Origin of the sequence: Polynucleobacter sp. MWH-Aus1W21, assembly GCF_018687275.1 — a bacterium.
GTDB lineage: Bacteria > Pseudomonadota > Gammaproteobacteria > Burkholderiales > Burkholderiaceae > Polynucleobacter.
Window position 1 is genome coordinate 100,692 of record NZ_CP061287.1, and the last position, 20,471, is coordinate 121,162.

A 20,471-nucleotide genomic window follows, 5' to 3' on the forward strand; every position below is an offset into this window, starting at 1 on the left:
ATCTTTTAATTCAGAATTTCTTTTAAAGCGGCGACGAGTTCGTTGCTTTGTTCATCTGTGCCGATCGTGATGCGCAAGAATTCTTCTATGCGCGCAGATTTAAAGTGACGAACGATGATGCCTCTATCACGCAAGGCTTGATAGAGTTTCACGCCAGCATGTTTTGGGTGACGGGTAAAAATAAAGTTAGCAGTTGATGGCAGTGTTTCAAATCCCAGAGCATTTAGCTGCTCGACTAAATTACTACGAGTTTGAATTACCTTGGCAGAGGTTTGTTCAAGGTGCGCTTGATCTTCAATGGCTGCAATGGCGCCTGCTTGTGCGAGGCGGCCTAGCGGGTAAGAGTTAAAGCTATTTTTTACTCGCTCTAAGCCTTCGATTAAATCTGGATGACCAACTGCAAAGCCAACCCGCAGGCCAGCTAGGGCCCGAGATTTAGAAAGTGTATGGACGACTAGAAGATTTTCTGGACAGTCTTTGCCACGCAATAACGGAATGCAGGATTCGGTGCCGTAATCGACATAGGCTTCATCAATAACCAATACTGAATCTTTATTGCGAGTTAACAATGCCTCGATTTCAGAACGAGAGATTGATCTACCTGTTGGAGCATTCGGGTTTGGAAAAATAATCCCGCCATTGGGTGATTGGTAGTCAGCAGTGTTGATCTCAAAATTCTCACTCAAGGGAATCGTTTGGTATTCAATGCCAAAAAGCTTGCAGTAGACCGGATAGAAGCTATATGTAATATCCGGAAAGTGGACTGGCTTACTTTGTTTGAGAAGCCCAGCAAAGACATGCGCTAAAACTTCATCCGAACCATTGCCTAAAAAAACTTGTTTTGGGTCTAGGCCATGCAATTTGGCGATGGCTTGTTTGAGGGCTGCACCTTCTGGATCAGGATAAAGACGTAAATCTGCCGTATTTTGACTTTCGATTGCAGCCAATGCTTTTGGTGATGGCCCATAAGGGCTTTCATTGGTGTTGAGTTTAACCAGCCGCTGCATTAGCGGTTGCTCCCCAGGAACGTAAGGGGTTAGGGTTTTAACAACAGGGCTCCAAAAACGGCTCATGAGGGTTCTCAGGTCAAAAATCTGGGTGAAAGTACAGCAATATCGATATTTAAATCTTCTCTAGGAATGATATTATGAGGCTTCAATCAACACTTCGCCTCGCGGCGCAATGAAGCATGCGGCAAGCCGACGTTACCCGAAACACTTCGGAAACCAAAATTCAGATTTCCATCAATTTAGATGGTACCGGTAAGGCTGAGCTAGCCTCCGGAGTTCCTTTCCTCGACCATATGTTGGATCAAATTGCCCGTCACGGCATGATTGACCTCAAAGTGGTTGCTAAAGGCGATACCCATATTGATGATCACCACACCGTTGAGGATGTGGGCATTACCTTGGGTCAAGCCTTTGCTAAAGCGGTGGGTGATAAGGCTGGTATTACTCGTTATGGCCACTCTTATGTTCCTCTCGACGAGACTCTCTCCCGCGTTGTAATTGATTTCTCCGGGCGCCCTGGTTTGGAATTCAATGTTCCATTTACTCGTGCTCGCGTGGGTGATTTTGATGTGGATCTTAGTATTGAGTTCTTCCGTGGTTTTGTGAACCATGCTGGAGTGACTTTGCACATCGATAACTTGCGCGGTATTAATGCGCATCACCAGATTGAAACTGTATTCAAGGCATTTGGTCGCGCATTACGTATGGCCTTGGCAGTGGATCCACGTGCATCTGGTTCTATTCCTTCAACCAAAGGCAGCCTCTAATCTAGATCTTCTAGTTGCCCGTTAGATAACAGCAAGGATAGGCTAAATTTTGGCGCAAACCATTGCGATCGTTGATTATGGAATGGGTAATCTCCGTTCTGTGTATCAAGCATTTCATCATGTCGCACCCAATGACAATGTACTCATTGCACAGCGGCCTGAAGAGATTCGCGCTGCTGATCGTGTGGTTTTGCCAGGTCAGGGCGCAATGCCAGATTGCATGAAGCACCTACAAGAGTCCGGTTTATTAGAGGCCTTGCTAGAGGCGTCTAAAAGCAAGCCACTTCTAGGTGTTTGCGTTGGCGAGCAAATGCTATTTGATAGAAGTGCAGAGGTTCGTGCTACTGAGCAATGGACGTCATGCCTAAGCTTGATTCCTGGTGAAGTGCGCCGTTTTGATTTGGCTGGTAAGAGGCAGCCGGATGGATCTGCTTTTAAAGTACCGCATATGGGCTGGAATCAGGTTCGTCAGGATCAAAATCACCCCCTTTGGTCTGGCATCCCAGATTTGACGAGTTTTTATTTTGTGCATAGCTACTATGTTGTGCCGCAGCGCAATGAAGATATTGCCGGTTCAACTGAGTATGGTGATTGGTTTACTTCTGCAGTAGCGCGAGATAATATTTTTGCAACTCAATTCCATCCAGAAAAAAGTGCAGAATACGGATTAAAGCTTTATCAAAATTTTGTTACTTGGCAACCTTAATATTTATTACTCTTTGCTATGCTGCTGATTCCCGCAATTGATCTAAAAGACGGCCACTGTGTTCGACTCGAACAAGGTGATATGGACAAGGCTACGGTTTTTTCTGAAGACCCTGGCGCAATGGCGGCACATTGGATTAGCAAAGGTGCGCGTCGCTTGCACTTAGTTGATCTCAATGGTGCATTTGCTGGTAAGTTAAAAAACGAGTCCGCCATTAAAGCTATTCTCAAAGCTGTCGGCAATGAGATTCCTGTGCAGTTGGGTGGCGGTATTCGTGATCTCGAGACAATTGAACGCCTGTTGGATGATGGAATTAGCACCGTTATTATTGGTACTGCAGCAGTGAAGAACCCTGGTTTCGTACAAGATGCTTGCACAGCATTTCCAGGTCATGTCATGGTTGGTTTGGATGCACGTGATGGCAAAGTAGCTACGGATGGTTGGAGCAAAATCACCGGCCATGAAGTGATTGACCTTGCTAAGAAGTTTGAAGACTGGGGTGTTGAAGCCATTATCTACACTGATATTGGGCGCGATGGCATGCTAAAAGGTGTAAACATTGATGCCACTGTGAAGTTAGCCCAAGCTATTCGTATTCCGGTAATCGCTAGTGGCGGCTTATCGAATAATCAAGATATCGATGCACTCTGTAAGGCAGAGGAAGAGGGCGTGATGGGTGTGATTGCTGGCCGCTCTATTTATGCTGGTGATCTTGATCTCGCTGCTGCGCAAAAATATGCAGATGAGTTAACGCTCAAATATAAAAAGAAAATTATCTAGTGTTAACCAAGCGCATTATTCCTTGTCTTGATGTCACTGCAGGGCGCGTAGTTAAAGGTGTGAACTTTGTCGGTTTGCGCGATGCAGGAGATCCTGTGGAAATTGCTAAGCGTTATGACACGCAGGGTGCAGACGAGTTAACTTTCCTAGATATCACTGCTACCTCTGATGGACGCGATCTCATATTGCACATCATTGAAGATGTGGCATCACAAGTCTTTATTCCTCTGACTGTTGGTGGGGGCGTGCGTGCGGTTGCTGATGTACGGCGCTTACTTAACGCTGGCGCAGATAAAGTCAGCATGAATTCTTCCGCAGTTGCTAATCCCGATTTGGTTTCTGATGCGGCTGCCTATTACGGCTCCCAATGTATTGTGGTGGCAATTGATGCCAAGCAAACTGAAGCCGGTAATTGGGAGGTATTTACTCATGGCGGCAGAACTGCTACTGGTATGGATGTAGTGGAGTGGGCAAAAGAAGTTGCTAAGCGTGGCGCTGGTGAAATTTTATTAACCAGCATGAATCGCGACGGCAGCAAAGATGGTTTTGATTTGGCTCTTACTGCGGCAGTAAGTGATGCGGTATCGGTACCGGTTATTGCTTCGGGCGGAGTTGGTAATTTGCAGCATTTGGTTGATGGCATCACCAAAGGCCATGCAGATGCAGTCTTAGCTGCCAGTATCTTTCATTATGGTGAGTACACCGTTGGCCAGGCCAAGGAATATATGGCTGCCCAAGGAATCCCGGTTCGGATTTAAAGCTATTTCAGACTTTTTACTAAGTTTGAGCCATTGCCTGTAAAGTTTAGGTATGAGCAATTCTCAAGGCACTTTTACACCCATTCAAAATCTGCAAGCTGGTTCATGGCTTGATGCTGTGGCATGGAATGAGCAGGGTTTAGTTCCGGTAATTACTCAAGAGGTCGGTAGCAAAGATATCTTGATGATGGCTTGGATGAACCGCGACGCTCTTCTCGAGACCTTGCGTTTAGGTGAAGCAGTCTACTGGACTCGTTCTAGGCAGAAGTTATGGCACAAGGGCGAAGAGTCTGGCCACACTCAAAAGGTAAAAGAAATTCGTCTAGATTGTGATGGCGATACGATTTTGCTGTTGGTTGAGCAAAAAGATGGCATTGCCTGCCATACAGGTGAACATAGCTGCTTCTTTTTGCAATGGGATTCTGCAAAGGCTACTTGGGTTGATGAGTCCAAGAGTAAGAAGTAATTGCGAAGACCTTCTTACAAAACACATAAAATGATCTTATGACTAGTTCTGCAAACAAACCCTCTAATCTGGACTCAGCATTAGCCCATTTGGCTGATGTGGTTGACCAACGTCGTGATGCGTTTAAAGCAGGTCAAGCAGATCCTAAAACCTCCTACACCGCTTTGCTCTTTTCTAAGGGTGACGACGGCATCTTGAAAAAGATTGGTGAAGAGGCTACTGAGGCAGTCATGGCTGCAAAAGATGCGCGTAACTCCAATTTGGCTCCCGATCAGCAAAAGTTGCTAGTTGGTGAAATAGCCGATTTATGGTTTCACTGCTTAATTGCCCTGTCGCAATTTAACCTGCGTCCGGAGGATGTGGTCGCCGAGCTTGATCGTCGTCTAGGAACTTCTGGTATTGAAGAGAAGGCTGCCCGAAAAGCTGCTGGTAAAGAGTAATTACGAAATAGCTCTGAAATAACTACGGAATAAGCATGTCACACGATCCAAATTGCCTGTTTTGCAAGATTTCCCAGGGTTTAATCCCCTCCCAGAAGGTTTATGAGGATGAAGAGATCTATGCTTTTAAAGACATTAATCCAGCGGCACCCATCCATTTTTTGATGATTCCTAAAAAACATATACCCATGTTGGAATCCGCAGAAAGCGTAGATACCCCTTTGCTAGGTAGAATGATGGAATTAGCACCCCGTCTTGCCAAAGAGCAAGGTTGTCGTCCTGGTAAGGATGGCGGCTTTAGATTGATGGTGAACAATGGTGCGGATGGTGGGCAGGAGGTTTATCACTTGCACTTACATGTGATGGGCGGTCCCCGCCCCTGGAAAAAATAATCCAAGGAGATTAAAGATGGGTTCATTTAGCATTTGGCATTGGTTAATTGTTTTGGTTATCGTCATGTTGGTATTTGGTACCAAAAAATTACGCAACATTGGCCAAGACTTAGGTGGTGCTGTTAAGGGTTTTAAAGATGGCATGAAGCCAGGCGAAGAGACTAAAGAGCAAATTCAGCAAAGTTCTGCAACAGCAGAAAAGACTGTTGATGTTCAAGCAAAAGACGTAAATAAATAAGATATCTGAAGCGCGATAGAAACTCATGCTGCTTTTAAACGACTGGTTAAATGATTGATCTCGGAGTTTCAAAGCTTGCGCTAATTGCTGTGGTTGCTTTGGTCGTAGTTGGACCAGAGCGTTTACCAAAAGTAGCTCGCATGGCAGGAAATTTGTTTGGACGTGCTCAACGCTATATGGCTGACGTCAAGTCTGAAGTCAATCGCCAGATGGAAGTGGAGGAGTTTAAAAAGTTTCGAGAAGAAACTGCCGCTACTTTCAAGGAAGTTGAAAATAGCATTGGCTCTACCGTTCAAGAGGCCGGCGCCAACTTAAGCGATCAGGCGGATATTTTTGAGACTAGCTTCGAAAAGCCACCGCTAAACGAAAAAGAGATACTCCGAAAAAGCATGAGGCAAGGCCGTAATAGCTGGGGGGTGCGCCGCGCTGCTAGGCCGGTTTGGTTTAAACGTTCCGCAGGGATTCGTACTCGCGTGCAATCTGGGGCAGCCAGAATGAAGCGTTTTCACCACAGCGCTGGCAAATAAAAATAATAGTAAAAAATTAAAACAATAAAAACATTTACGCATGACTGAAAATAATTCAACCGAAGACTCGGGATTACAGGAAACATTTTTATCCCACTTGTTTGAGTTGCGTGATCGCGTAATTAAATCAGCGCTTGCCATCATTATTGTCTTTGTCTCGTTGGTGTATTGGGCCCCTGATATTTTTCATTTGTTCGCACAGCCTTTACTAGAGGCTTTGCCAGCTGGCGGCAAAATGATTGTGACTGATGTTACGGGCTCATTCTTTGTTCCCATGAAGGTGACCATGCTGGTTGCTTTCCTGATTGCATTGCCGGTGGTGATGTATCAGCTGTGGGCATTTATTGCGCCCGGTCTCTATTTACATGAAAGAAAACTCATCTTGCCATTGGTGGTAAGTAGCTACAGCTTATTCATTATCGGCATGGCATTTGCTTACTTTTTAGTATTTCCAACCGTATTTAAGTTTATGGCTAGCTATAACGCTCCCTTGGGTGCGGAGATGTCTACAGACATCGACAACTATCTAAGTTTCGCTATGACCACTTTTTTGGCATTCGGTATCACCTTTGAAGTGCCTGTAGTGGTGGTTGTCTTGGTGCGTATGGGTATGGTCCCATTGGCAAAGTTGAGAGAAATTCGTCCCTATGTCATTGTGGGCGCATTCGTGATTTCAGCAGTTGTGACACCACCAGATGTTCTTTCCCAACTGCTGTTGGCGGTCCCCATGACCCTTCTCTACGAATTAGGCCTGCTGATTGCACGCTTTTATGTGCCCAAGCCTTCAGAGGACGAAGTTAAGGCAGAGGGTTCTGCGGCTTAATTAGCTTCTGCGTCGACAGTCTGATTTGCGAAGGTTGTCTTTAGCCAGTCGGTGACGCGATCAAAACGGTAACGCCTTTGACGAAGATTGCCCTCAAGATCTATTTCCGAACCGGCAAAAGCCTTGCCGGCCGACAGTAGGGCGCGGCGTTGCTGAATAGTTTCGATCTGAATCAATCGCGGTAATATCTTTGGCAGCTCCCAACGAATATCTACAACTACGCAATGTTCATGTTGAAGTTGCCCGACTTCGCATAGCAATAATTCTGCCTTGCTGAAATTGAATTGATTGGCAATGATGATGCGATGACAAAGTAGCAGCCAGTCTTCATCAAGTTTGTGCTCAGCATGATGATTTAGGGCTCGCTCGGCAAATTGAGCTAACTCAAACCATTCATTCTTTTTTAGATTTGGACAGCTCTCTAAAATCTTGCAGAGTAATTCTTTTGCTTCAGGTACTCCTTGTTGTTGGGCTTGCCAAACCCAGTATGAGGCCTGTAACCCGCGAACTTTTTCTTCCGATTTCTCGCGCTTGCGCCAAAGGTTGGCACCTTTGCGAAGTTGGGCTTGAGCATGACCAAGGTCAGCTGCACGATCAAAGCAGCGATCACTTTCTGCAGCGTTATATCCAGAAAACTGTGGGCGGCGATAAATTTCACCAAGTGCATACCATGCATCCCGGTCACCATCTTTCGCAGCAAGCTCCAACCAATATGCGGCCTTTTTAAGAGAGGCATTTGATTTTGTTTCTGCTACTTCAACTCTATTGTCGAGTTGGGCAAGTCTTAAGCCCAAAGTCAGTTTTGCAATTGTTAAGCCAAGTTCTGCGGCTCGAGTTAGGGCATCCTCATTTTGTTCATCTATCCAAACATTCCACAAAGAAGAAAGCGCTTCATTCTTTGGCTGGAGTTTGATGAGTAATTCTTTTGCGTTTGCTGCAAAAGTAGAGCCCCCTTCGCCTAACTCAGTTAAATATTGCTTGGCAATTTTTTGAAGACCGCTGAAATCTTGCCCAGAAATTTTCTCGACGATAGTGATTCCGCTGGACTTTTTAAGCCAATCAGAAAGTTGAGATTGAATTTCTTGATGTTGTGGGTTGACTAATAAGTTGACGAGTTGCCATTTGGCCGCAGAGGAGTGTTCTAAGTCTTCATTGGACTCAGCAAGCCTCCAAAATGAATCCCAGCCAAAGCTAAATGCAGGTGAATTAAAGGTTTCTACCAGTGGAATGCTGGCAACTTGCGCCAAGACCTTAAGAATTTCAACGCTACTTGTGCTTTCATCCTTAAGTGACTGATTTTTAATAGAAAAATAGGATTTTTCTAGCCAAATCAATGCGTTAGCTGGCTGTATAGGTGTTTTAAATACGCCGGTTAAATAGGCTTGAGCAAGATTTTGTTGCGCAGAAACATCACCCAACCGGGCTGAACTGAGGATTTTTAAGAATTCGCGGCTTGCCATATGACAATTCTGGCATCTAAGGCCCATAAAAGACAGAAAACTCAGGTCTTGTTGCCGAGATACAACGAAGAAAGCCAAAAAACTACCTTTTGACAAGCAAAAAGAGTTCCTAAATACCCCGACCCCCAGTCTAGCGAGGCAAAAGAAGCAAAATTCACAGGTCCCAGTTTTTATTTGGGCATTACTTTTAATTTTTGGAGATTTAAAGAATGAAAAAATCGCTATTAGCAGTTGCAGCAATTGGTGCGTTTGCATCTGCTGCTCAAGCTCAGTCCAGCGTTACCGTTTACGGTGTTTTGGATATGGGTTACTACGGTTCTACAGCAGCTTCTAAGAATACGGCTGGCGTAGAAACAAAAACTACATCTAGTTCTTTCCGCTCTGGTCAAGAGTCTACAAGCCGTTTAGGTTTCAAAGGCAATGAAGACTTAGGTGGTGGTTCTTCTGCATTCTTCACTGTTGAAATGGCATTGCGTCCAGATTCAGCATCTTTGACAGGTAACGCCAAAACTGGTGGTGCCGTTGCTGCTTACGACTCACAAACTTCAGGTTCTGCTGTTGATAACCGTCAGTCATTTGTTGGTTTGAAAAAGAATGGCGTAGGTTCATTCTCTTTAGGCCGTCAATACACATTGGGCTATGAGATGCAATCTGCTATGAGCGCAACTCAGAACGTAATCATGCCTGGTAACGTTTTGTACGCTGTTGGCGGTACTGCTAACTCAGGTGGCGATAGCGATATCTCACAAAACGTTCGTGCATCTAATGCATTGATCGCACGTACAGAAACCATTGCCGGTTTCCGTGGCAACGCAATGTATGCAATGTCAAACTCAAACAAGACTAATACTGGTGCTGTTGGCACAGGTACTATGAACTGGAGCGGTTGGGGCTTGTCTGCTGATTACACATGGCAAAAATTGGTTATCGGCGCAACATACCAGTCATTCAAGACTCAGTATGCTAACGGCGTAGCTGCTTCTGCTGAAGCATTTAATGCTGGTTTGACACCAAACCAAACTGCTACTATTGCTGCTGGTACTACAGCTGCATTCCCAGCAACAATGTTGTCTGACAAGCAAACTCAAGTACTCGGTACTTATGACTTCGGTATTTTGAAGGCGTTTGCTGGTTGGCAAGGTCGTAAGGTTCAAGACGACTACAGCGCAACTACTGCAGCTGCTACTCAAGTTAACCGTAACGCACAAGCAATTGGCGTACGTAGCTACATCACTCCAACTATCGAAGCTTGGGGTACTGTAGGTAACGGTAAGTACAAAGCTACTGTTGCTTCTACATACGCAAACTTCACAGGTTGGCAAGTTGGTTCTAACTACTACCTCAGCAAGCGTACTAACTTGTACGCTATCTACGGTAGCCAAACTACAACATCAAACAACGTAAACGGTGCTGCAAGCAACGCTGCTTACTCTGTTGGTGTTCGCCACACTTTCTAATTTAACGCTAGCGTAAGCTAGTATTAAATTTAGAATTAAGTATTGAAATAACCCACTGTGGAAACACAGTGGGTTTTTTTATATCGTTTTGACAAGATGTTTAAGGGATGAGTTTATGAATTCAATAAAAGTATTTTGTGTGCTTACTGTTTGCCTATTAAATTTGGTGGCTTGCGGAGCCAGTAGCCAATCGGCATTGGGTGTGAATTGCAATTTTCATGGGCAGCCGCTGCAAGATATGCCTACTGCTTGTCATGGCCGCTAATAGATTGATTTATGGGGCTCAGCATAAACACTGAGGCTACTAAATTGATGATTACTTGCATGATAGGTTTTATATGAATACCCCCGCATCCGCTTCCCTGTTAAAGGTTGTTGGGTTGATCAAAAGCGGTAGCTTAGACGGGTTTGAGCATGAGGTAGAGGTTGGCATGAAAAGTGATCTGCCTGATATTCAGGGGTGGATTAATCTTGGTATTGCATGTGCTCAGCACAATAGGCTAAATGAAGCGGTCTTGATATTTAAATTGCTCCGCAGTATTGCGGAGCCCGATCTTCGGGTTCTATATAACTTGGGGTTGGCCTATGCTATACAGGGCAAACTGCACGAAGCACTCGAGGCTTATAACTCGGCATTAGAAATGAATCCTGTAGATACTGAAACCTTAATTAATAAGGCTTCAGTATTAAATGATATGGGTGCGCATGCGCAGGCATTAGATGTGCTTGAAATGGTGCTTGCCTCTGAGAGGGGCATTCCAGAGGCCCTTCTAAATCAAGGGATTGCATACAATCATCTCGCCTTATATCCGCAGGCGATAGCTGCTTATGACGAAGCCATAAGACTTAGGCCGGATTATTTGGAAGCTTGGTCAAATAAAAGCGTACCCCTAAATAATATGGGCAGACATCAGCAGGCACTTGATGCTTGCAGACATGCTCTTCGCTTGAACTCAGGCGATGTAAACGCAAACTTAAATCTTGGCAATACTTTATTTTTGCAGAAAGATTACACGAGAGCATTAGACGTATACGATCTCGTACTGAATAAAAATCCAGAGTGCGCGGAAGCCTATGCAGTTAAGGGCAAGGTTTTACATGCGCTGCAACGCTATGACCTAGCTATTGCAAGTTACGATGCCGCTTTGAAGTTGGATCCCTCTCAGAATTGGGTTCTGGGGCAATCACTGCATGCCAAGATGGAGATTTGTCAATGGAACTCTGTTGACAATGATTTGCAGAGACTTGAGGGCTTGATTGAGGCTGGCAAAAAAGTAATTCTTCCTTTTCCATTGCTTGGGTTGATAGATCATCCCGGCTTGCAAAAGAGTTGTGCAGAGATTTATGCAAAACAGGAATTTCCTAAAAATCCATCGCTTGGGATTAGTCAGCCTTGGCCAAAAGGCGACAAAATAAAAATTGCCTATTATTCGGCCGATTTGCATGCGCATGCTGTCGCGTATTTAATAGCCGAGATATTTGAATTGCATGATAGAGCTGCATTTGAAATGATCGGGATCTCTTTTGCTCAAATACAAGATGGATTGATGAGAGATCGAATTGTTAAAGCTTTTGATCAGTTTATTGAAGTTGATTCAATGGGTGACGCTGAGGTTGCTCAGCTCAGTAGAGATCTAAAGGTTGATATTGCTATTGATCTAATGGGGTACACACAAAATTCAAGAACCGGCATTTTTGCTCATCGCGCCGCCCCAGTGCAGATTAACTATCTTGGCTATCCCGGAACGATGGGGGCTGAGTATATGGACTACATCATTGCCGACAAAGTAGTCATTCCAAGCGATTCGCAGGCAGACTATTCTGAAAAAGTGATTTACCTTCCGCATAGCTATCAGCCTAACGATTCAAGAAAACAAATATCGGATAGGCGGTTCACCAGAGAAGAGGTGGGATTGCCTGAAGATGGCTTTGTATTTTGCTGCTTTAACAATAATTACAAAATTCTTCCGGAGGTGTTTGATGTCTGGATGCGCATTCTGCATGCCGTTGACAATAGCGTCCTTTGGCTGTTTGATGCAAACCCAACAGCGTCACAGAATTTAAAGGCCGAAGCGGTTAAAAGAGGGATATCAGAAAGCCGCTTAATTTTTGCACCTAAATTACCGCTAGGCGAGCATTTAGCGCGCCAACGCTTAGCAGATCTATTTTTGGATACGCTGCCATATAACGCCCACACCACTGCAAGCGATGCGTTGTGGGCGGGGCTTCCCATTTTGACCTGTACCGGCAAATCGTTTGCTAGCAGAGTAGCTGCCAGCTTATTAAGCGCTGTAGGCCTGCAAGAGCTCATTACGGATTCATTAGAGGCTTATGCTGCTAAGGCAATAGCTTTAGCTAAAAACCCAGCAGACCTCAAGATCATCAAGGAAAAGTTGGCTAAGAATAGATTGACTGAGCCGTTGTTTAATTCGGAATTAATGGCCAAGAGTATTGAGAAGGCCTATAAAGCAGTCCATGCGCGCTATATCTCTGGCTTGGAGCCGGAGATGATTGAAATTCCTGCGGAATGACTATAGTCATTCTGGTGGGGAACTAGGTACTTATATGGAGGCGATAAGAAGGATTTGTAAGAAGAGTTCATGCCGCCCTAAAACAATCTAATTTATAGTGTTTAAAGCTTAAATTGGGCTAGAATTAAAAAACGTTAGATGTAGTATATTTTCTAAAACAACTTACTGTAAATGGATTGCTATGAAAAAAAGAGAATTTAAACCAGCATCATTTCTAGCCAGCGCTATGGTTTTGGCTGCGGCATCTATCGCATTGTCAGGTACGGCTCAAGCCGCCAGTGCCACGATGGACAAAATTAAATCAACTGGCGCAGTCACAATGGGTGTGCGCGAGTCCTCTATTCCAATGTCTTATACAACTGGCGATAGTCGTTTTGATGGATATCACGTTGAAGTTTGTCGCATGATTTTGGGCGACATCAAAGATAAGTTAGGCATGAACACATTGCGCATCAACTATCAACCTGTAACCTCTCAAAACCGTGTGCCATTGGTGCAAAACGGTACGGTCGATATTGAGTGCGGCACGACAACTAATAATGCAAACCGCGCAAAAGATGTCGGTTTTGCAAATACTTTATATGTTGAAGAAGTTCGCATTGCAGTAAAAGCAAATTCTGGCATTAACTCCATTTCTCAATTGGCAGGTAAAAAAGTAGCCACAACAACAGGCACAACTTCTGTTCAGTTGCTGCGTAAGCACGAGAAGGCTAATGGTGTGAATTTTGATGAGGTATTTGGTAAGGATCACGCAGACAGCTTCTTGTTGCTCGAGTCAGGTCGCGCTGATGCATTTGTGATGGATGGATCTATTTTGGCCGGCAATATTGCGAATGCAAAGAATCCAAAAGATTTCAAAATTGTTGGTGAAGTGTTGAGCACTGAGCCGATCGCTATTATGGTTCCTAAGAATGATCCAGAATTTAAGGCTGCAGTAAATGCTGCTATTGCCAAGATCGTTGCAAACGGAAAAATGCCTGCCTTATGGGATAAGTGGTTCCTAAAGCCAATTCCGCCAAAGAATATCGTTGTTGGTCTTGAGTTGTCACCAGCAACTAAAAATGCTTGGGCAAATTTGAATGACAAGCCAGCTGAAGATTATCAACAGAAGAAGTAATTTATGGCTTTAGATTTAGGTGTTTTTTGTAAAAGCACCTTAGATGGAGAAGTAGTTGACCACTGCTTCTCCTCTATCTTTGGGCTGACCTCGAATGCAGATCCGAGTTACTTAGATTGGCTCTTGAAGGCTTGGGGCTGGACTTTGGCTGTGGCTGGTCTTGGACTTGTAATTGCCTTGGTTGTTGGTGCAATCATGGGTACCCTGAGAACGTTGCCGAATACAGGGCGACTGAGTAGATTGCTGGTTAGTTTTTCTACCTCATGGGTTGAGTTATTCAGAAATATCCCCGTACTTGTTCAAGTGTTTCTTTGGTATCACGTTATTCCAACCTTTTTCTTGCCCCTTAAGTCTTTACCGTCTTATTGGTTAGTGAGTATTGCGCTTGGCTTTTTTACATCAGCCAGGATTGCAGAACAGGTGCGTGCAGGCATTCAATCATTGCCAGGAGGGCAGCGTGCAGCTGCCACTGCTTTGGGTTTAACAACACCGCAAACATATCGCTACGTCATTTTGCCAATGGCGCTTCGTATTGTTATTCCACCGCTTACTTCAGAGAGTATGAATGTGATTAAAAACTCTTCTGTAGCGTTCGCAGTATCTGTTCCCGAGCTAACATTGTTTGCTATGCAGGCGCAAGAAGAAACCTCGCATGGGGTGGAGATCTATTTAGCAGTCACCGCCTTGTATGCGCTTTCTGCGTTTGCCGTGAATCGTGTAATGGCATTGATTGAGAAAAAGAGTCGCATTCCTGGCTTTATTTCTGCATCTAACGATGCCAGTTTGGCTCATTAAATGGTGAACCTATGTTGAGCTTAGATTTAAGTTTCTACAATTGGGAGCTTTTCACCAACTACATTTTAAAGGGCTTGCTCTTCAGTGTTCAGCTGACCATCATTGCGACTATTGGCGGTATTGTGGTCGGTACATTTTTGGCGCTCATGAGGCTTTCAGGAAAACCTCTCTTAGTTTATCCAGCTACCTTCTATGTGAATGCCATGCGATCCATTCCCTTGGTAATGGTTATCCTTTGGTTTTTCTTATTGATTCCCATGTTGATAGGCAAGCCAATTGGTGCGGACTTGTCAGCAACGATTACCTTTATTGCATTTGAGGCCGCGTTCTTTTCAGAAATTGTGCGCGCTGGAATTCAGTCGGTACCGCGGGGGCAGACTTATGCGGCTGAGGCGCTGGGCATGACCTATGGTCAAAATATGAGATTGGTTGTTTTGCCGCAAGCCTTCAGAAACATGATTCCAGTATTTATGACTCAAACAATTATTTTGTTTCAAGATACTTCTTTGGTTTATGCAATTGGAGCCTATGATTTGCTTAAAGGGTTTGAGATTGCCGGCAAGAACTACGGGCGCCCAATGGAGACTTATTTATTAGCTGCCGCAACATATTTTGTTATTTGCTTTTCGCTTTCTAAAGTCGTGAGGGTGATTCACACAAAAGTTGCCATCATTCGTTAAGTGCCTTTTAATTTTTTGCTCGATATTAATAAATCATCATGATTGAACTTCAAAACGTATCTAAATGGTATGGCTCCTTTCAGGTTTTGAAAGATTGCACTACTTCAATCAGTAAAGGCGAGGTAGTTGTTATTTGTGGGCCTTCCGGTTCGGGAAAATCCACTTTGATTAAAACTATTAATGCGTTAGAGCCTTTTCAGGCCGGTGAGATTTCGGTAGATGGCGTTAAGCTTCATGACCCAAAAACAAACTTATCGAAACTTCGCGCAAGAGTTGGCATGGTGTTTCAGCACTTTGAGCTATTTCCTCATTTAAGCGTTACTGAAAACTTAACGCTTGCCCAAATTAAGGTGCTTGGACGCTCTGCTGCTGAGGCTAATAAGCATGGCTTGAAGTATCTTGAGCGCGTTGGTTTGATCGCACAAAAAGATAAATTTCCAGGACAGTTATCAGGCGGTCAGCAGCAACGCGTTGCTATTGCTAGAGCGTTGAGTATGGATCCTATCGTCATGTTATTTGATGAGCCTACTTCTGCTTTGGACCCTGAAATGGTTGGAGAGGTTTTGGATGTCATGGTGAAGCTAGCAAATGAAGGCATGACAATGTGTTGTGTCACTCATGAGATGGGATTTGCTAGAAAGGTAAGTCATCGCGTAATCTTCATGGATCAAGGCAGCATTGTTGAAGATTGCAGCAAGCATGAGTTTTTTGATAACCCCGAGGCTCGCGCTCCAAGAGCTAAAGAGTTCTTGTCAAAAATATTGGCAAACTAATTACTAGGCCCCTAAATTTTTATTGGGTTTTTACTGCCCCAGTTTTTTAGGTTTCGGACGTTTGCCAGTTTGAATGGTTAACTCAATTTCTTTGTCTTTGCGAAGAACTTTTAACTTTGCTTGGTTGCCAGGGGTAATCTGAGCAATTTGATTTAAAAGCTGCCTGACTTCTTTGGTGGCGTTGCCATTGACTGTAATCAGAACATCACCAGGTTTAACGCCGCCTCGGGCAGCGGGGCCTCCTTCGAGCACTCCTGAGATGAGCACCCCTTGAGTGCTGGAAGGTAAGCCCAGAGACTCTAAGAGCTCTTTTGAGAGGTTTTGTGGCTCAACCCCAATCCAGCCTCTAGTCACGCTGCCACTAGCCAAGATAGATTCCATGACCTGTTTTGCAAGGTTAATGGGAATGGCAAAACCAATACCCATGGAACCACCATTATTTGAGTAAATCGCTGTGTTGATGCCGATGAGATTGCCGCGGGTATCAATTAAGGCGCCACCGGAATTTCCGGGATTGATTGCTGCATCAGTTTGAATAAAATTTTCAAAGGTATTAATACCAACATGATCTCGACCTAGCGCAGAAACAATTCCAGAAGTAACAGTTTGGCCAACACCAAATGGATTGCCGATCGCAAGTACCACATCACCAACATGCACTGACTCAACTTTGCCAAGCGTAATTGGAGTAGGTAACTGTTTCGTTTCAATTTTTAAAACAGCAATATCAGTTTCTGGATCGCTGCCGATTACTTGGGCTTTTACTTTTCTGCCGTCAGATAAAGCGACATCAATTTCATCAGCATCACTAATTACATGATGATTAGTGAGGACATAACCTTCAGGGCTCACCAATACACCAGACCCTAAACTTGAACTAGGCTCTTCCTCGGGCGGCTGTTCTCCAAAGAAAAACTTAAATAGCGGGTCGACTGAATTAGGGCCAGCGCCTTTACGGGCCTTGGGTTTGGCATTGCCTTTGCTGGTAAAGATATTGACCACGGCAGGCATTGAACGCTTTACTGCATCATGATAAGAGCCTGGGCTTAGTTGTCCATCGTAGTCACTTTCTTTGAGTGACGCAGTGCTTACTAAAGAAGCGACTCGAGACTCTGAAAGCCATTCTGGTTTTAGCGTAGCAACAACAAACAAGGCTGCCAAGATCACAGTGACAGCTTGTGCAAAGATGAGCCAGTATTTTTGAAGAGGGGAATTCATGGAAAGATGTTTTGAATATAAGCCAATTGAATGAAAAAATTATTCCTGTCTGCTCATGGAGCTTTCTCTAAATCCCCATTGCATAAATTATTTTTTTAGACTGTCGCGAATCTCGCGAAGCAGCATTACATCCTCTGGTACTGGTGGCGGAGGCAATGCATCCATGATGCGAATCTTGTTAACCACTTTGACCATTTGAAAGATGACAAAGGCTAAAAGTATGAAATTGATTGAAATGGTGATGAAGTTCCCATAAGCAAAAATTGGAACCCCCGCTTTTTTGAGGGCGTCAAAGGTTCTCGGAACGCCTTCTGGAATATGCCCAAGAACGATAAAAAGGTTCGTAAAGTCGATATGACCCCCTAAAAGGCTTGAAATAACCGGCATAACGATGTCATTTACCAGGGAATCGACTATTTTCCCGAAAGCTCCGCCAATAATGACGCCGACCGCCAAATCAATCACATTGCCCTTTACGGCGAAGTCCCGAAATTCCTTTAAAACGCTCATAAATGCCTTCCTTTTAACTTAGATCCAGATTAACCCGAGATTAACCCCATAACTTTCTTGCTTACCCCACTTTTTACTTTAAAATCCTACCTTTAAGCAATTTCCACCCATAAATACCCTTTTAGGAATTTTGTAAATGAGTGACAAGCCCTGTATGGACAAGGATCGCCGCAATTGGCTGATCGCCACATCGGCGGTTGGAGGCGTAGGTGCAGCTGCAGCCCTTTACCCTTTTGTGGACAGTTTTGAGCCTTCCGAGCGTGCAAAAGCCGCTGGTGCTGCTGTTGAAATCGATATCGCCGGCATGCAGCCAGACGAGATGAGAATGGTTGAATGGCGCGGTAAACCTGTTTGGGTTGTGCGTCGCACCCCTGAGCAAGTTGCTGAGTTGTCCAAGATAGACGGGGAGTTAGCTGATCCAGACTCATTGCGTGATCCAGCTCAATTTACACCTCCTTATGCCCAGAATCAGTGGCGTTCCATTAAGCCAGAGTACCTCGTAGTTGTGGGTATTTGTACCCACTTGGGTTGCTCTCCAACACCTAAATTTGAATCAGGTGCACAGCCTTCTCTGCCAAATACTTGGCCAGGTGGTTTCCTATGCCCATGTCACGGCTCTACTTTCGATATGGCAGGCCGCGTATTTAAAAATAAACCAGCCCCAGATAACCTTGAAGTGCCGCCACACATGTACTTGAGCGACACCAAGATTCTGGTTGGCGAAGATAAGAAGGCCTAAGGAGAGATAAATGGCATTTCACGAAAAAGAAGTTCCTGCAGACGCTTCAGCCGCCGTAAAGTTAATGGCATGGGTTGACTCACGTTTGCCTGTTACGGACGCATTCAAGCGTCATATGAGTGAGTACTACGCTCCTAAGAACTTGAATTTTTTCTACATCTTTGGTGCATTAGCGATCGTTGTTTTAGCAATTCAAATCATTACCGGTATTTTCTTGGTAATGAACTACAAGCCAGATGCGGCTAAAGCATTTGAGTCTGTTGAATACATCATGCGCGAAGTGCCATGGGGTTGGTTGATTCGCTACATGCATTCAACTGGCGCCTCGATGTTCTTCGTTGTGGTTTACATGCACATGTTCCGTGGTTTGATCTACGGTTCATATCGCAAGCCACGTGAACTCATTTGGATTTTCGGTTGCGCAATCTTCTTGTGCTTGATGGGTGAGGCGTTCTTCGGATACTTGCTCCCATGGGGTCAAATGTCCTATTGGGGCGCACAAGTTATTGTGAACTTGTTCTCTGCAATTCCATTCATCGGCCCAGACCTGTCTTTATGGTTGCGTGGTGACTACGTTGTGGGTGATGCAACTCTCAACCGCTTCTTTGCATTCCACGTGATTGCCATTCCTTTGGTATTAATTGGCTTGGTTGCTGCTCACATACTTGCCTTGCATGAAGTTGGCTCAAATAATCCTGATGGTGTAGAGATTAAAGAGAACTTGGATGCCAACGGTCACCCGGTTGACGGCATTCCATTTCACCCTTACTACAGCGTTCACGACGTAATGTACTTGGGCGGATTCCTGATGGTTTTTGCTTGCATTGTTTTCTTTGCTCCGGAGATGGGCGGGTACTTCTTGGAAGCTAATAACTTCATCCCTGCAAATCCATTCGTAACGCCGACACACATTGCACCAGTTTGGTATTTCACGCCGTTCTACTCTATGTTGCGTGCAACTACTACTAACTTCTTATTGCCGTTGTGGATCTTCTTGGCCATCATTCTTGGAATGTTTGCTAAAACCTCAAGCGATAAAAAAGTGAAGGGTGCATGTGCCGCAATTGCAGTTATTTTGGCCGCTGGTTTCTATTTGTTTGACGCTAAGTTCTGGGGTGTTGTGATCATGGGCGGTTCAGTTGTGATCATGTTCTTCTTGCCTTGGCTTGATAAGTCACCAGTGAAATCGATTCGCTATCGTCCACAGTTCCATAAATATATTTATGGTGTGTTCGTTGTGAGTTTCATTATCTTGGGTTACTTAGGTATTGAGCCGCCATCACCAGTATTTGAAAAGATTTCTCAGATTTGTACGATTTATTATCTGGGCTTTTTCTTGGCAATGCCTTTCTGGAGCAAGCTTGGTACATTCAAGCCAGTTCCAACTCGCGTTACTTTTGAATCCCATTAATTCAGACACCAAAGAGAAACTAGGAACTAGCATGAAACGAATTCTGCAAACTTTGATGGGCGTCTGCCAAGCAACGGTATTGGTTGCGGCCCTCAGCTTTGGTGTTAACGCCAATGCAAATGAAGGTGGCTTTCCTTTGGATAAGGCCCCTGACCGCGTAAGTAGTAATGCCTCGTTACAAAACGGCGCAAAGATTTTTGTCAACTATTGCTTAAACTGCCATGCAGCATCAAGCATGCGTTACAACCGTTTGCGTGATATTGGATTGACAGACCAGCAAATCAAAGACAATTTGATTTTGACTGACGCCAAGGTTGGAGATTTGATGACTATTGCCATGACGCCTAAAGAAGGAAAGGCGTTCTTTGGTAAAACTCCACCAGACTTATCGGTTGAAGCTCGTGCACGTGGCATTGATTGGCTCTATACCTATTTCCGTACTTTCTATAAAGACGATACAACCCAAACTGGTTGGAATAATTTAGTTTATCCAAACGTTGGCATGCCACACGTACTCTGGCAGTTGCAGGGTGAGCGTGCTGCGAAGTTTGAGGAGCGCAAAGATCCTCATGATCCAAGCAGAATGGAAAAGGTATTTGTAGGCTTTGAGCAATTAACCCCAGGCACTATGAAGTCACAAGAGTACGACGACAATATCGCCGACTTGGTTGCTTTCATGTCATGGATGGCTGAGCCAGTCCAGTTGGAGCGCAAACGTCTTGGCGTCATCGTGCTCCTGTTCCTGGCTGTCTTTACTCTCCTAGCTTGGCGTTTGAATAAAGCTTATTGGAAAGACATTCATTAATTGAATTTAATAGACCCTTCGGGGTCTATTGGCGTCAAGATTTAACGCTGTTGTGCGTTTGTTGTATT

General features: G+C 44.5%; 24 protein-coding genes. 20 read left to right on the forward strand and 4 right to left on the reverse strand.

Annotated features, from left to right (window positions below):
• Positions 1-5: 5 nt before the first annotated feature.
• Positions 6-1,073 carry a histidinol-phosphate transaminase gene (gene hisC / locus ICW03_RS00585; RefSeq protein WP_215348211.1) on the reverse strand — a complete coding sequence of 356 codons (1,068 nt, stop codon included), beginning with the start codon at positions 1,071-1,073 and terminating at the stop codon, positions 6-8.
• A gap of 116 nt (positions 1,074-1,189) precedes the next feature.
• Between hisC and hisB the strand changes: the two genes are divergently transcribed.
• The 10 genes from hisB to tatC are packed head-to-tail and all read left to right on the forward strand — an operon-like array spanning position 1,190 to position 6,907.
• Positions 1,190-1,777, forward strand: coding sequence for an imidazoleglycerol-phosphate dehydratase HisB (gene hisB / locus ICW03_RS00590; RefSeq protein ID WP_215348212.1), 588 nt, complete (start codon positions 1,190-1,192; stop codon positions 1,775-1,777).
• 49 nt (positions 1,778-1,826) lie between these two features.
• Entirely contained in the window at positions 1,827-2,483 is a 657-nt protein-coding gene (gene hisH, locus ICW03_RS00595) for an imidazole glycerol phosphate synthase subunit HisH (protein WP_215348213.1), read from the forward strand.
• An 18-nt stretch (positions 2,484-2,501) separates the two neighbouring features.
• A complete protein-coding gene (gene hisA, locus ICW03_RS00600) occupies positions 2,502-3,263 on the forward strand; it encodes a 1-(5-phosphoribosyl)-5-[(5-phosphoribosylamino)methylideneamino]imidazole-4-carboxamide isomerase (protein WP_215348214.1) in 762 nt (253 codons plus the stop codon).
• Positions 3,263-4,021, forward strand: coding sequence for an imidazole glycerol phosphate synthase subunit HisF (hisF, locus tag ICW03_RS00605; protein WP_215348215.1), 759 nt, complete (start codon positions 3,263-3,265; stop codon positions 4,019-4,021). The genes hisA and hisF overlap by 1 nt, the downstream gene beginning before the upstream one ends.
• A gap of 52 nt (positions 4,022-4,073) precedes the next feature.
• Positions 4,074-4,487, forward strand: a complete 414-nt coding sequence (gene hisI, locus ICW03_RS00610; protein WP_215348216.1) for a phosphoribosyl-AMP cyclohydrolase — start codon at positions 4,074-4,076, stop codon at positions 4,485-4,487.
• A 38-nt stretch (positions 4,488-4,525) separates the two neighbouring features.
• Positions 4,526-4,927 (forward strand): phosphoribosyl-ATP diphosphatase, encoded by a 402-nt coding sequence (locus tag ICW03_RS00615; RefSeq protein WP_215348217.1) that lies wholly within the window; start codon positions 4,526-4,528, stop codon positions 4,925-4,927.
• A gap of 35 nt (positions 4,928-4,962) precedes the next feature.
• Positions 4,963-5,319, forward strand: a complete 357-nt coding sequence (locus tag ICW03_RS00620; protein WP_215348218.1) for a histidine triad nucleotide-binding protein — start codon at positions 4,963-4,965, stop codon at positions 5,317-5,319.
• Positions 5,320-5,335: 16 nt separating this feature from the next.
• Positions 5,336-5,557 carry a Sec-independent protein translocase subunit TatA gene (tatA, locus tag ICW03_RS00625; protein ID WP_215348219.1) on the forward strand — a complete coding sequence of 74 codons (222 nt, stop codon included), beginning with the start codon at positions 5,336-5,338 and terminating at the stop codon, positions 5,555-5,557.
• Positions 5,558-5,607: 50 nt separating this feature from the next.
• The gene (gene tatB, locus ICW03_RS00630) at positions 5,608-6,084 is read left to right on the forward strand and encodes a Sec-independent protein translocase protein TatB (protein WP_215348220.1); all 477 of its coding nucleotides are present in this window, start codon (positions 5,608-5,610) and stop codon (positions 6,082-6,084) included.
• 40 nt (positions 6,085-6,124) lie between these two features.
• Complete coding sequence (gene tatC / locus ICW03_RS00635; RefSeq protein ID WP_215348221.1) at positions 6,125-6,907, forward strand: twin-arginine translocase subunit TatC; 783 nt, start codon at positions 6,125-6,127, stop codon at positions 6,905-6,907.
• Here the strand turns inward: tatC and ICW03_RS00640 are convergent.
• Positions 6,904-8,367 carry a tetratricopeptide repeat protein gene (locus ICW03_RS00640; RefSeq protein WP_215348222.1) on the reverse strand — a complete coding sequence of 488 codons (1,464 nt, stop codon included), beginning with the start codon at positions 8,365-8,367 and terminating at the stop codon, positions 6,904-6,906. The genes tatC and ICW03_RS00640 overlap by 4 nt on opposite strands.
• A 209-nt stretch (positions 8,368-8,576) precedes the next feature.
• On the opposite strand from ICW03_RS00640, the gene ICW03_RS00645 reads away from it, so the two are divergent.
• The 7 genes from ICW03_RS00645 (at position 8,577) to ICW03_RS00675 (ending at position 15,720) form a co-directional block, all read left to right on the forward strand.
• A complete protein-coding gene (locus ICW03_RS00645; RefSeq protein ID WP_215348223.1) occupies positions 8,577-9,824 on the forward strand; it encodes a porin in 1,248 nt (415 codons plus the stop codon).
• A gap of 115 nt (positions 9,825-9,939) precedes the next feature.
• A complete protein-coding gene (locus ICW03_RS00650) occupies positions 9,940-10,089 on the forward strand; it encodes a hypothetical protein (protein WP_215348224.1) in 150 nt (49 codons plus the stop codon).
• 73 nt (positions 10,090-10,162) lie between these two features.
• A complete protein-coding gene (locus ICW03_RS00655; RefSeq protein ID WP_215348225.1) occupies positions 10,163-12,355 on the forward strand; it encodes a tetratricopeptide repeat protein in 2,193 nt (730 codons plus the stop codon).
• A 181-nt stretch (positions 12,356-12,536) separates the two neighbouring features.
• Entirely contained in the window at positions 12,537-13,472 is a 936-nt protein-coding gene (locus ICW03_RS00660; protein ID WP_251374418.1) for an amino acid ABC transporter substrate-binding protein, read from the forward strand.
• A 3-nt stretch (positions 13,473-13,475) separates the two neighbouring features.
• Positions 13,476-14,267 (forward strand): amino acid ABC transporter permease, encoded by a 792-nt coding sequence (locus ICW03_RS00665; RefSeq protein WP_215348226.1) that lies wholly within the window; start codon positions 13,476-13,478, stop codon positions 14,265-14,267.
• An 11-nt stretch (positions 14,268-14,278) separates the two neighbouring features.
• Positions 14,279-14,947: an amino acid ABC transporter permease gene (locus ICW03_RS00670; protein ID WP_215348227.1), complete on the forward strand. Its 669-nt coding sequence runs from the start codon at positions 14,279-14,281 to the stop codon at positions 14,945-14,947.
• Positions 14,948-14,985: 38 nt separating this feature from the next.
• Positions 14,986-15,720 (forward strand): amino acid ABC transporter ATP-binding protein, encoded by a 735-nt coding sequence (locus ICW03_RS00675; protein ID WP_215348228.1) that lies wholly within the window; start codon positions 14,986-14,988, stop codon positions 15,718-15,720.
• A gap of 30 nt (positions 15,721-15,750) precedes the next feature.
• On the opposite strand, the gene ICW03_RS00680 is transcribed toward ICW03_RS00675, so the two are convergent.
• Together ICW03_RS00680 and mscL are read right to left on the reverse strand one after the other, a co-directional pair.
• Complete coding sequence (locus ICW03_RS00680; protein WP_215348229.1) at positions 15,751-16,938, reverse strand: Do family serine endopeptidase; 1,188 nt, start codon at positions 16,936-16,938, stop codon at positions 15,751-15,753.
• A gap of 87 nt (positions 16,939-17,025) precedes the next feature.
• Positions 17,026-17,448 (reverse strand): large conductance mechanosensitive channel protein MscL, encoded by a 423-nt coding sequence (mscL, locus tag ICW03_RS00685; RefSeq protein WP_215348230.1) that lies wholly within the window; start codon positions 17,446-17,448, stop codon positions 17,026-17,028.
• A gap of 136 nt (positions 17,449-17,584) precedes the next feature.
• On the opposite strand from mscL, the gene petA reads away from it, so the two are divergent.
• The 3 genes from petA to ICW03_RS00700 are packed head-to-tail and all read left to right on the forward strand — an operon-like array spanning position 17,585 to position 20,403.
• Positions 17,585-18,187 carry a ubiquinol-cytochrome c reductase iron-sulfur subunit gene (gene petA, locus ICW03_RS00690; RefSeq protein WP_215348231.1) on the forward strand — a complete coding sequence of 201 codons (603 nt, stop codon included), beginning with the start codon at positions 17,585-17,587 and terminating at the stop codon, positions 18,185-18,187.
• 10 nt (positions 18,188-18,197) lie between these two features.
• The gene (locus ICW03_RS00695; protein WP_215348232.1) at positions 18,198-19,598 is read left to right on the forward strand and encodes a cytochrome bc complex cytochrome b subunit; all 1,401 of its coding nucleotides are present in this window, start codon (positions 18,198-18,200) and stop codon (positions 19,596-19,598) included.
• Positions 19,599-19,629: 31 nt separating this feature from the next.
• Complete coding sequence (locus ICW03_RS00700; protein ID WP_371819888.1) at positions 19,630-20,403, forward strand: cytochrome c1; 774 nt, start codon at positions 19,630-19,632, stop codon at positions 20,401-20,403.
• The last annotated feature ends 68 nt before the right edge of the window (positions 20,404-20,471 follow it).